General features: G+C 66.5%; 11 protein-coding genes. 7 read left to right on the top strand and 4 right to left on the bottom strand.

The window, feature by feature from the left end; all coding sequences use genetic code 11:
- The first annotated feature begins 8 nt into the window (after positions 1 to 8).
- The 4 genes from EL337_RS23830 (at position 9) to EL337_RS23815 (ending at position 4,918) form a co-directional block, all read left to right on the top strand.
- The gene (locus tag EL337_RS23830) at positions 9 to 1,124 is read left to right on the top strand and encodes an alkene reductase (protein WP_048633523.1); all 1,116 of its coding nucleotides are present in this window, start codon (positions 9 to 11) and stop codon (positions 1,122 to 1,124) included.
- Between the two features lie 45 nt (positions 1,125 to 1,169).
- Positions 1,170 to 1,358 carry a hypothetical protein gene (locus tag EL337_RS23825; protein ID WP_048633522.1) on the top strand — a complete coding sequence of 63 codons (189 nt, stop codon included), beginning with the start codon at positions 1,170 to 1,172 and terminating at the stop codon, positions 1,356 to 1,358.
- Between the two features lie 195 nt (positions 1,359 to 1,553).
- Entirely contained in the window at positions 1,554 to 2,765 is a 1,212-nt protein-coding gene (locus EL337_RS23820; protein WP_048633521.1) for an acetyl-CoA C-acetyltransferase, read from the top strand.
- 5 nt (positions 2,766 to 2,770) lie between these two features.
- The gene (locus tag EL337_RS23815; protein WP_048633520.1) at positions 2,771 to 4,918 is read left to right on the top strand and encodes a 3-hydroxyacyl-CoA dehydrogenase NAD-binding domain-containing protein; all 2,148 of its coding nucleotides are present in this window, start codon (positions 2,771 to 2,773) and stop codon (positions 4,916 to 4,918) included.
- A 138-nt stretch (positions 4,919 to 5,056) separates the two neighbouring features.
- On the opposite strand, the gene EL337_RS23810 is transcribed toward EL337_RS23815, so the two are convergent.
- Positions 5,057 to 5,296: a hypothetical protein gene (locus EL337_RS23810; RefSeq protein WP_048633519.1), complete on the bottom strand. Its 240-nt coding sequence runs from the start codon at positions 5,294 to 5,296 to the stop codon at positions 5,057 to 5,059.
- Between the two features lie 70 nt (positions 5,297 to 5,366).
- Between EL337_RS23810 and EL337_RS23805 the strand changes: the two genes are divergently transcribed.
- Positions 5,367 to 6,329, top strand: coding sequence for a helix-turn-helix domain-containing protein (locus tag EL337_RS23805; protein ID WP_048633518.1), 963 nt, complete (start codon positions 5,367 to 5,369; stop codon positions 6,327 to 6,329).
- A gap of 45 nt (positions 6,330 to 6,374) precedes the next feature.
- Positions 6,375 to 7,880 (top strand): class I adenylate-forming enzyme family protein, encoded by a 1,506-nt coding sequence (locus EL337_RS23800; protein ID WP_048633517.1) that lies wholly within the window; start codon positions 6,375 to 6,377, stop codon positions 7,878 to 7,880.
- Here EL337_RS23800 and EL337_RS23795 read toward each other — a convergent pair.
- Positions 7,877 to 8,302 carry a pyridoxamine 5'-phosphate oxidase family protein gene (locus tag EL337_RS23795; RefSeq protein WP_048633516.1) on the bottom strand — a complete coding sequence of 142 codons (426 nt, stop codon included), beginning with the start codon at positions 8,300 to 8,302 and terminating at the stop codon, positions 7,877 to 7,879. The two genes, EL337_RS23800 and EL337_RS23795, sit on opposite strands and share 4 nt — an antisense overlap.
- Before the next feature lie 87 nt (positions 8,303 to 8,389).
- Between EL337_RS23795 and EL337_RS23790 the strand changes: the two genes are divergently transcribed.
- On the top strand, positions 8,390 to 9,382 hold the full coding sequence (locus tag EL337_RS23790; RefSeq protein ID WP_048633515.1) for an LLM class F420-dependent oxidoreductase: 993 nt from the start codon (positions 8,390 to 8,392) through the stop codon (positions 9,380 to 9,382).
- A gap of 11 nt (positions 9,383 to 9,393) precedes the next feature.
- Here EL337_RS23790 and EL337_RS23785 read toward each other — a convergent pair whose 3' ends face one another.
- Positions 9,394 to 9,744: a VOC family protein gene (locus EL337_RS23785; protein ID WP_048633514.1), complete on the bottom strand. Its 351-nt coding sequence runs from the start codon at positions 9,742 to 9,744 to the stop codon at positions 9,394 to 9,396.
- Between the two features lie 341 nt (positions 9,745 to 10,085).
- Positions 10,086 to 11,735, bottom strand: coding sequence for a DNA repair helicase XPB (locus tag EL337_RS23780; RefSeq protein WP_048633513.1), 1,650 nt, complete (start codon positions 11,733 to 11,735; stop codon positions 10,086 to 10,088).
- Positions 11,736 to 11,815: the final 80 nt, after the last annotated feature.

Here is an 11,815-nt window from a genome sequence, read left to right as displayed (position 1 = left end):
ATTGCTGCGTGACCTACACACTCGCCGCCGACAGCACGCTGCTGAAACCCACGACTCTCGGGGGCGCCGCACTGGCCAACCGAATCTTCATGGCACCGTTGACCAGGAGTCGTGCCGATGCCGACGGCACCCCGTCAGCGCTGGCGGCGCAGTACTACTCCCAGCGGGCGACGGCGGGCCTCATCATCTCCGAGGCCACGGCCGTGTGTGAGCAGGCCAACGGTGCCTACATGAACACGCCAGGTATCTACACCGACCGCCACCAGGAGCAGTGGGCCGAGATCGCTTCGGCGGTGCACGCCGCCGGCGGCAAGATGTTCGTTCAGCTCTGGCACGTCGGCCGGATGGCGCATCCCGACATCAGCGGGTTCGAGGCCGTCGGCCCGTCGGCGATCGCCGCAGACCTTGAGACGCACACCCCCACCGGAAAGCAGCCGCTACCCGTGCCGCGGACCTTGACCGTCGACGAGATCGCGTCGATCGTCGGGCAGTTCCGCAGCGCCGCCCGGCGCGCCGTGGACGCCGGCATGGACGGTGTCGAAATCCATTCTGCCAACGGCTATCTGCTGCACGAGTTCCTGTCCGATGTCGTCAACGTGCGCACCGACTCCTACGGCGGGTCGCCGCAGAACCGGGCCCGGCTGGCCGCAGAAGTGGTCGAGGCGGTGGCCGCGGAGATCGGGCCGGAGCGTGTCGGGCTGCGGATCTCGCCCGGAAACAGTGCCGGCGATATGCACGAGGTCGATCAGATCAGCGCTTACGAGTCGCTGCTGTGCCGGATCTCGCCGCTGGACATCGCGTACCTGCACGTGGTGATCGCGCCGTCGGAGCCTGCCTTTGCCGCAATACGCACGGTGTGGGAGGGCACGCTGGTGCTCAACACTCCGCGCACGATCGACACCGATTTCGAGTTGCTGGAGAACTTGGCCGAGTGGGGTGTGATCGGGGCCGCCGCCGTGGGCCGCGGATTCCTCGCGAATCCGGACCTGATCACGCGGCTGACGCTCGGTGCCGACCTGAACGTGCCCGACCAGACCACCTTCTACGCGCCGGGGCCCGGCGGCTACATCGACTACCCGACGCTGGAGGAACTGGCGTCGGTGCCGGAGCCCCAGTCGGCGTAAGAATTCGGTCAGTGTGATCCGGCGGGCGGCGGGAACCCTCGGATCATGGCTACCTATCGCGTTACGAACCCCAAGGGCGACGTCGTCGAGACCAAGGACATCGAGAGCGCCGAAGACGCGCACGCCTGGTTCGTCGATCAACGTGCCGACAACTCCGAACTCGGCTGGCGTATGGAGGTCGAGCACGACGGCGAGTGGTCGTTCTTCGACGACACCGAGGGTGCCTCCAGCTAGACCACCTTCTCCCGCGAGCAGACGCAAACTCGCACGATTCCCACGGTTATCGTGCGAGTTCGCGGCTGTTGGCGCTGTTGACGGTCCGCCCAACCAAGCGGTTGGGCGAGGCTGCTACCATCGCGTGCGGAGGACTCAACCTCCCCGCGGGCATGCGGCCGCGAAAAACCGAACTCAACAGGACCTGGAGAACACATGTCCGAAGAAGCCTTCATCTACGAGGCGATCCGTACTCCGCGCGGTAAGCAGCGCAACGGCTCACTGAACGAGATCAAGCCCGTCAACCTGGTCGTCGGCCTGATCGACGAGATCCGGGCCCGGCACCCCGAGCTGGACGAGAACCTGATCAGCGACGTCATCCTCGGCGTCGTCTCGCCGGTCGGTGATCAGGGCGGCGACATCGCCCGCACCGCCGGTCTGGTCGCCGGTCTGCCCGAGACCACCGGCGGCTTCCAGCTCAACCGCTTCTGCGCCTCGGGCCTGGAGGCCGTCAACCTGGCTGCCCAGAAGGTGCGCTCCGGCTGGGATGACCTGGTGCTGGCCGGCGGTGTCGAGTCGATGAGCCGCGTGCCCATGGGCTCCGACGGCGGCGCCTGGGCCAGCGACCCCGAGACCAACTACCGCATCGGCTTCGTCCCGCAGGGCATCGGCGCCGACTTGATCGCCACGATCGAAGGCTTCTCCCGCGAGGACGTCGACGCCTACGCGGCGCGCTCCCAGGAGCGGGCGGCCGCGGCGTGGTCCGGCGGCTACTTCGCCAAGTCGGTCGTGCCGGTCAAAGACCAGAACGGTCTCGTGGTCCTCGACCACGACGAGCACATGCGGCCCGGGTCGACGGTCGAGAGCCTCGGCAAGCTGAAGACCGCCTTCGACGGTATCGGCGCAATGGGTGGCTTCGACGACGTGGCGCTGCAGAAGTACCACTTCGTCGAGAAGATCAACCACGTCCACACCGGCGGCAACAGCTCCGGCATCGTCGACGGCGCCGGATTGCTGCTCATCGGTTCAGAGAGCGCAGGCAGTTCGCAGGGCTTGACCCCGCGCGCCCGGATCGTCGCGACCGCCACCAGCGGCGCCGATCCCGTCATCATGCTCACCGGTCCCACGCCGGCCACCAAGAAGGTGCTCGATCGCGCCGGTCTGACGGTCGACGACATCGACCTGTTCGAGCTGAACGAGGCATTCGCCTCGGTGGTGTTGAAGTTCCAGAAGGACCTCAACATCCCCGACGAGAAACTCAACGTCAACGGTGGCGCCATCGCGTTCGGCCACCCGCTCGGCGCCACCGGCGCCATGATCACCGGAACCATGGTCGACGAGCTCGAGCGCCGTGGCGCCCGACGCGCGTTGATCACACTGTGCATCGGCGGCGGCATGGGTGTCGCGACCATCATCGAGAGGGTGTAAAGACCATGGCAGAGAACACCATTCAGTGGGACAAGGATGCCGACGGCATCGTCACCCTGACGTTGGACGATCCCACCGGCTCGGCCAACGTGATGAACGAGCACTACAAGGAGTCCATGCACAAGGCTGTCGAACGCCTTGTGGAGGAGAAGGATTCGATCACCGGCGTAGTGATCGCCAGCGCGAAGAAGACCTTCTTCGCCGGCGGTGACCTCAAGGGCATGATGAACGTCGGCCCCGACAACGCGGCCGAGTCGTTCGCCGAGGTCGAGTTCATCAAGGCCGACCTGCGCAAGCTGGAGACCCTCGGCGTGCCGGTCGTCGCCGCCATCAACGGCGCCGCGCTCGGCGGCGGCCTGGAGATCGCGCTGGCCACCCACCATCGCATCGCCGCCGACGTCAAGGGCGTCGTCATCGGTCTGCCCGAGGTGACGCTCGGCCTGCTGCCCGGTGGTGGCGGCGTTGCCCGCACCACCCGCATGTTCGGCATCCAGAAGGCCTTCATGGAGGTGCTGTCGCAGGGCACGCGCTTCAAGCCGGGCAAGGCCAAGGACATCGGTCTGGTCGACGAATTGGTCGGCAGCGTCGAAGAGCTCATCCCGGCCGCCAAGGCGTGGATCAAGGCCAACCCTGATTCGCACACCCAGCCGTGGGACGTGAAGGGCTACAAGATGCCCGGCGGTACGCCGTCCTCGCCCGCGCTGGCGGCGATCCTGCCGTCGTTCCCGGCGCTGCTGCGCAAGCAGCTCAAGGGTGCGCCCATGCCGGCGCCGCGAGCCATCCTCGACGCCGTCGTCGAGGGCGCGCAGGTCGACTTCGACACCGCCAGCCGTATCGAGAGCCGGTACTTCACCACCCTCGTCACCGGCCAGACCGCCAAGAACATGATCCAGGCGTTCTTCCTCGACCTGCAGACCATCAACGGTGGCGGGTCCCGGCCCGACGGCATCGGCAAGACCCCGATCACCAAGATCGGTGTGCTCGGCGCCGGCATGATGGGGGCGGGTATCGCCTACGTCTCCGCCAAGGCCGGATACGACGTGGTGCTCAAGGACGTCAGCATCGAGGCCGCCGAGAAGGGCAAGAACTACTCGGAGAAGCTGGAAGCGAAGGCGCTGGAGCGTGGCCGCACCACCGAGGAAAAGTCCAAGGAGCTGCTGGCCCGGATCACGCCGACGGCCGATGCCGCCGACCTCAAGGGTGTCGACTTCGTCATCGAGGCCGTGTTCGAGTCGGTTGAGCTGAAGCACAAGGTGTTCCAGGAGATCGAGGACATCGTCGAGCCCAATGCGGTGCTGGGCTCGAACACTTCGACGCTTCCGATCACCGAGCTCGCGACGGGTGTGAAGCGCCAGGACGACTTCATCGGCATCCACTTCTTCAGCCCGGTCGACAAGATGCCGCTGGTGGAGATCATCAAGGGCGAGAAGACTTCTGACGAGGCGCTGGCCCGGGTGTTCGACTACACGCTGGCCATCGGCAAGACCCCGATCGTGGTCAATGACAGCCGGGGCTTCTTCACCAGCCGCGTCATCGGAACCTTCGTCAACGAGGCGCTCGCGATGCTGGGCGAGGGTGTGGCCCCGGCCAGCATCGAGCAGGCGGGCTCACAGGCCGGCTACCCGGCGCCGCCGCTGCAGCTGTCCGATGAACTGAACCTCGAGCTGATGCAGAAGATCGCCACCGCGACCCGTAAGGCTGTCGAGGAAACCGGTGCCACCTACGAGCCGCACCCGGCCGAGGCCGTCGTCAACAAGATGATCGAGATCGGTCGCCCGTCTCGGCTCAAGGGTGCCGGGTTCTACGAGTACGCCGACGGCAAGCGTGTGGGTCTGTGGAGCGGTCTCGCCGAGACGTTCGCGGGCAGCGCCGGCGATATCCCGTTGCAGGACATGATCGATCGCATGCTGTTCGCCGAGGCTCTGGAGACCCAGAAGTGCCTCGACGAGGGCGTGCTCACCTCGACCGCGGACGCCAACATCGGCTCGATCATGGGCATTGGCTACCCGCCGTACACCGGTGGGTCGGCGCAGTTCATCGTCGGATACCAGGGTGCAGGTGGCGTGGGCAAGGAAGCCTTCGTGGCCCGCGCCAAGGAGCTGGCCGCCAAGTACGGCGAGCGCTTCACGCCTCCGGCGTCGTTGACGTCGTAACCGTCTGTCACGCAAAGCCCCCGCGACATCGCGTCGCGGGGGTTTTTGCGTTGTCGGAGCTGCCGGCGTCTCCAACGAGTGCACGCTTTCTGATGGAAATCGCCCGCGAATATCCTCAGAAACCGTGCATTCGAGGGCTTAGGCGCGGGCGTCGCGCTCGAACAGGTGAAAGCGGGCCGGGTTCTTGCCGTTGTGGTCGAGAATCCGCGTATCCGGGTCAAGCCGCCGGGCCGCCGAGGTGGGCGAGGGCCGGACCCCGTGCGCCAGACCGTGGGCGGTGCTGAGGCCTGCCGCGAACTGTGCCAGTGGTCGGAATGCGCTGCGACTCAGCCATATCCGGTGTAAGCGTGTCCAGAGGGTGGGTCGTGTGTAGAACATGTCTCCAGCGTGCCCCGGCGCTGCAGCATCGAACAGTGGCCCTAGTGCCTGTATTCTTTAAGATAGTGACATGCATGCGGTCGCCATCCTCGCGTATGACGGCATGTCGGGGTTCGAATCGGGACTGGCGGCGGAGATCTTCGGTATGACGGAGCTGTCGGAATTGTTCTCCGCCGGACTGGTACGTCCCTGGTACTCCGTCAAACTGTGCTCCGAGCCGGGCGAGATCCGGCTCCTCGGCGGGGCCACGGTGCGGACGTCCTACGGGCTTGAAGACCTCGCCATGGCCGACACCGTGGTCATCCCCAGTGTCCGCGACGTCACCCAACCCCCATCCCCGGAACTCGTGGAGGCGATCAGGGCGGCCGATCGCCGGGGCGCGCGCCTGGTATCCATTTGCTCGGGAGCCTTCGCGCTCGCCGCCGCCGGAGTACTCGACGGCAGGATGGCCACCACGCACTGGATCTATACAGACCTGCTGCGCACGAACTACCCGGCCATCGACGTCGACTCCGCGCCGCTGTACGTCGACAGCGGCCGGGTGCTCACCAGCGCAGGATGTGCCGCTGGCCTCGACCTGTGTCTGCACATCGTGCGATCCGATCACGGTGTGCGCGTCGCCAATGACGTGGCGCGGCGGCTGGTGATCTCTCCGCATCGCGCTGGGGGACAGGCGCAGTACATCGAGGCCCCCGTCGCCGAGCCGGCGGCCGACGGACGCATCGCCGCCGGAATGGCTTGGGCGGTGGCCAATCTCGACAAGCCGATCACGCTGGACGAGCTGGCGGCACGATCGGCGATGTCGCGCCGCAGCTACCTGCGACAGTTTGCCAAGGCCACCGGCACGACGCCGATCAAGTGGCTGATCGAGCAGCGGATCCAGGCCAGTCTCACACTCCTGGAGTCGTCCCCGCTGTCGATCGAACAGATCGCCCCGCGGGTGGGTTTCGAGTCGCCGGCGACCTACCGGCACCACTTCGTCCGGCACATGCGCACCACCCCGAGCGATTACCGCAGCGCGTTCACCGGGTAGAGGCCACCCAGGGACGAGTGAATTCTCGTCACGGCGCAGCGTCCGATGCCTCACAATGGCGAGGTGACCGAAGGGTTTACCGAAAGCATCGCGGCAGCGCTGAGCAGCTACGGCGACAGTCCCTGTATCGAGTTCGAGGGCCGCTGGTACTCGGGCGCCGAGGTGACGGCTTACGGTGCGGCCATTGCCTCGGCGCTTCGCGCTGCCGATGTCGACGACGGTGCTCCGGTCGGCCTGGTGGTACGCAATCGACTTCCGCATGCCGCCGCCATCGCCGGGTTTCTGGCGGCCGGGCGCGCCGTGTCGATGATCTACTCCTTTCAGTCGCCGGAGGCGATCGCTGCCGACGTCGAGCGCCTGAACCTCTCCGCTGTGGTGGCAGATCGCGACGATTGGACAGAGCCGGTGGTGGGCGCCGCGCGGCGCGTAGGTAGTGCCGGGGTGGAGCTCGCGCTCGCGGAGCCGATGGTGAGTGCCGTCGAGGGCCTCGAGCGTCGCGACAACTCGCGGATCCATGCTCCGGCAGAGCCCGGCGTGGCGCTGAACATCCTCACCAGCGGCACCACCGGGCCTCCGAAGCGTCAGGCGATCAAAGTGCATGTGCTGGCGCGCACCGTGTTCAGCGTGACTGCGGGGGAGCGAGGATCCGTCGACGCGCCGCCGGAGTTCGCCTATTGGCAGTTCGGCGGTATCGGGGTGTGCCAGCTGATCGCGGGCATCTACCACGGCAGGCCGATCGTCATGATGGAACGGTTCACCGTCGACGGTTGGGTGGACGCCGTGAAGCGGCACCGCATCGCGCGATCGGGCGTGCAGCCTGCCGTGATCCGGATGCTCCTCGACGCCGATGTACCTGCGGCAGATCTCTCTTCGTTGGAGTGCCTGATCAGTGCGTCCGGCCCACTTGATCCGCAGACTCGCGACGAGTTCGAGCGGCGGTACGGAATCCCGGTCCGGCTGGCCTACGGGGCAACCGAATTCGCCGGCTCACTGTGCGCCTGGACGCCGGACATGGTGCGAGATTTCGGTGCGACGAAGCGCAACAGTGTGGGTCGTGCGCTGGCCGACACCGAACTGCGGATCGTCGACCCCGATACCGGAGAGGAGCTACCGGTCGGGGCGCGCGGCTTGCTTGAGGCGAAGGTCGCGCCCATGGGCCCCGAGTGGATCCGTACCACCGACATCGCCAGCATCGACGACGACGGCTTCGTGACGCTGCACGGTCGCGCCGACGGCGCCATCAACCGGGGCGGGTTCAAGGTGCTGCCGGAAACGGTCAGACGAGTGCTTGTCACCCACCCCGGTGTGCGCGACGCGTGCGTGGTCGGCGTCCCCGACGCGCGGCTGGGCCAGGTTCCCTTCGCGGCCATCGAAGCGGCGCCCGGTGTGCCGGCGCCATCGCAGCGCGAACTCGAAGACCTGGTGCGGCAGGCTCTTCCGGTGTACCACGTGCCGGTCGCATTCGCGGTCGTCGACGAGCTCCCGCGCAATCCCGCGCTGAAGGTGAGCCTGCCGGCGGTGGCAGCGCTCTACCCCGGCGCCGTTCGCTAGAGCGAGCCGAGGTCGGACGACAACCAGTGCTCCGGCTTGAGGAACACTGCGACGCTCTCCCCGTGCTCGCGGCGGGCGAACTCGAGGTAGCCCTCCACCTTGTCGGGGGCGAGATAACGCTTGGTCATCTCGACGAGCTGCTCGTCGGTGCCGGGTTCGATGCGCAGGACCGGACCGTCGACAGCGACGTAACGCACAGTGGGCTCCACACGCTCGACCATGAGCGTCACGAAGCCCGCCGCTTCGATGAGCTTGTGCTTTCGTGAACCTGCGCCGGTGGTGAACCACAGGTCACCACCCGGCGTGTACTGGTACCAGATCGGCACGCTGAGCGGACCCCGCTTGTCGCCGGCGGAGACGGACAACGCCGCGATGTGAGGTTCGGCCAGGAATTGTTCTCGTTCATCTTGGGACAGGGCCATGTAGGCACGTTACTGATTCCAGGTGACAAGTGAACAGCTCCGGCGAGGCCCGTTTCGCTGATCCCGCGAGCCACCTAGAGTCGGCCTATGCGCTTTGGACTCTTCATCCCGCAAGGCTGGCGACTCGACCTGGTCGGAATCGAACCGCGTGACCAGTGGCGGGTGATGAGTGAGCTCGCGACCTACGTCGACGACGGGGACGTCTGGGACTCGCTGTGGGTCTACGACCACTTTCACACTGTGCCGGTCCCCACCGGTGAGGCGACCCACGAAGCGTGGTCGCTGATGGCGGCCTACGCCGCCACCACGTCCCGCATCAAGCTGGGCCAGATGTGCACGGCGATGAGCTACCGCAACCCCGCCTACCTGGCCAAGGTCGCCGCGACCGCCGATGTCATCTCCGGCGGGCGCATCCAGATGGGCATCGGGGGCGGTTGGTACGAACATGAATGGCGCGCATACGGATACGGATTTCCTTCGGCCGGTACGCGGCTCGCGCGCCTCGACGAGGGCGTGCAGATCATGCGCGATGCATGGCGCGACGGTGTCGTGACCTTCGAGGGCAAGCACTATCAGGTGGACGGGGCGATCGTGGCGCCACAGCCGCTGCAGGAAGACGGGATTCCGCTGTGGATCGCCGGTGGCGGCGAGAAGGTCACGCTGCGCATCGCCGCGAAGTATGCGCAGTACACCAATTTCACCTCTGAGCCTGAGGGTTTCGCCCACAAGTCGCAGGTGCTCGCCGACCACTGCCGAGACGTCGGAACCGACTTCGGCGCCATCGTCCGGTCGGCGAACATCAACGCCGTCGTCGGTTCGTCGGAGTCCGAGGTGCAGGAACGGCTCGGGCGGGTGCGGTCGCGGATCAGCGGCCTCGCCGGCGAGCCCGCGGCGGACGCGATGCTGAACTCGATGAGCACCCCGCAGGCGGGAAGCGGCACGCCGGAGCAGCTGATCGAGGCGCTGCAGAATCTTCGTGACCTGGGCTGTGAGTACGCGATCTGCTATTTCCCCGAGGCCGCATACGACCGCTCCGGCATCGAGTTGTTCGAGCGCGAGGTGATCCCGGCGTTCTCCTGAACCGCGTGAGGTCAGCGACGGTGCGTCAGCACGTTGACGACGTTGCCGTCGCGATCGGAGAAGAAGAAGCGGCGGACACCCCACTCCTCGTCGGACAGCGGATGCACGATGTCCAGCCCGGCCCGGCGGGCTGCCTCATAGGCGGCGTCGACGTCGTCGACCTCGACGGATACCGAGGGATTGACCGCGGCCGTCGCATCGTCGGTCATCAGGCTTACCTGATGTCGGTGTTCGGGGTCTGCCAGCGTGACGATCCATCCGTGATCCATCACGACATCGAGGCCGAGGACCGCGGCGTACTGCTCGGCGGAGCCCGCGATGTCGTCGACCGTGACGATGGGCACTACGCGTCCGACGTTCATGGGGCCCACGATACGAAAGACATCGCCAGCGGGACTTCTGAGGTCCGGTGGGATGGTCGTTGGCGCCTGAGCTTCCGCTGTGCAGAATTGTTGCCATCGTAAATTTGCCATTAGCGTGATCAGACGCCATTCACCAGGCAAATCAATCGCCTAAGTCGATTGCTGACTGCTTGCGCCGGCAATTAATTCGCCCAATATCGCTAACGGAGTCACGTTATTGCCTTACGCTCGCCGGTAGCTGGGCGCGCGCTTGACGCATGGCGCGCGCCCAGCAAACCAGCCGTCCGACTGTGACCGGTGAAGCGTCGGTGCCCTCGGCCCTCGGCGCGACGACGGTCCGGTCAGATCGCCGGCCCGAGCATGTCGTCGGCGTCCTTGATGACGTAGCCATAGCCCTGCTCGGCGAGGAAACGCTGCCGGTGCGCCGCGTACTCGGCGTCGAGGCTGTCGCGTGACACCACCGAATAGAACACCGCGCCGCCACCGTCGGCCTTGGGGCGCAGCAACCGGCCGAGCCGCTGAGCCTCTTCCTGGCGCGAGCCGAAGGTTCCCGAAACCTGCACGGCGACACTGGCTTCCGGGAGGTCGATGGAGAAGTTCGCGACCTTCGAGACCACTAGGGTGCGGATCTCGCCGCGCCGGAATCCGTCGAACAGCGCCTCCCGCTCGGCGGTCTTCGTCGAGCCCTGGATCACCGGCGCGTCCAACTCTGCTCCCAGCTCGTCGAGCTGATCCAGGTACGCGCCGATGACGAGCGTCGGCTCACTGGGATGGCGCGCCAGAATCGACTTCACCACCGCGACCTTGGTGTGCGCCGTGGCGCAGAGCTTGTATCGCTCTTCGGGTTCCGCGACCGCGTACAGCATCCGCTCGTTGTCGGTCATCGTGACCCGGACCTCGATGCACTCGGCAGGTGCGATCCAGCCCTGGGCTTCGATGTCCTTCCACGGCGCGTCGTAGCGCTTCGGCCCGATCAGGGAGAAGACGTCGCCCTCGCGGCCGTCCTCCCGGATCAGCGTGGCGGTCAGGCCCAGGCGGCGGCGCGACTGGAGGTCGGCGGTCATCCGGAACACGGGCGCAGGCAACAGGTGCACCTCGTCGTAGATGATCAGGCCCCAGTCGCGGCTGTCGAACAGCTCGAGGTGCTTGTACTCGCCCTTCGTCCGCCGGGTGATCACCTGGTAGGTGGCGATTGTGACGGGCCTGATCTCCTTGCGCTCGCCCGAATACTCGCCGATCTCGTCCTCTGTCAGCGACGTCCGGGCGATCAGCTCCCGCTTCCACTGCCGACCCGCCACCGTGTTGGTGACCAGGATCAACGTGGTCGCGCCGGCACGGGCCATCGCGGCCGCACCCACCAGGGTCTTGCCTGCGCCGCACGGCAGTACGACGACGCCGGAGCCACCCTCCCAAAACGAGTCGGCGGCCATCTGCTGGTAGTCGCGGAGCTCCCAGCCGTCCTGATCGAGATCGATCGGGTGGGCCTCCCCGTCGACGTAGCCGGCGAGATCTTCTGCAGGCCAACCGATTTTGAGCAGCATCTGCTTGACCCGGCCGCGCTCACTGTTGTGCACGATGACGGTGTCGTCGTCGATACGCGCGCCCAGCATCGGAGCAATCTTCTTGTTGCGCAGCACTTCCTCGAGCACGGCCCGGTCCAGGCTGACCAACATCAGGCCGTGCGCCGGATGCTTTACCAACTGCAAACGTCCGTACCGGCCCATCGTGTCGACGATGTCGACCAGAAGCGGTTGGGGCACGGCGTACCGCGAGAACGACACCAGTGCGTCGACCACTTGCTCCGCGTCGTGGCCGGCGGCGCGCGCGTTCCACAGGGCCAGCGGCGTGATGCGATAGGTATGGATGTGCTCGGGCGCCCGCTCCAGTTCGGCGAACGGTGCGATCGCGGCGCGGGCGGCACCGGCCTGCTCATGATCGACTTCGAGCAGCACCGTCTTGTCGGACTGCACGATCAGCGGGCCGTCGGTCACGCGCCGTTCGCTCTGGTAAGCCGGGAAAAAGTCACGTTTTCCCATTATCCAGGTCCGGCCGGGGTGGTGGTGACCGGCGA

The organism is Mycolicibacterium aurum (assembly GCF_900637195.1).
Lineage (GTDB): Bacteria > Actinomycetota > Actinomycetes > Mycobacteriales > Mycobacteriaceae > Mycobacterium > Mycobacterium aurum.
Note: the sequence above shows the minus strand (reverse complement) of the source record. Positions and strands in the feature narration are given on the sequence as shown.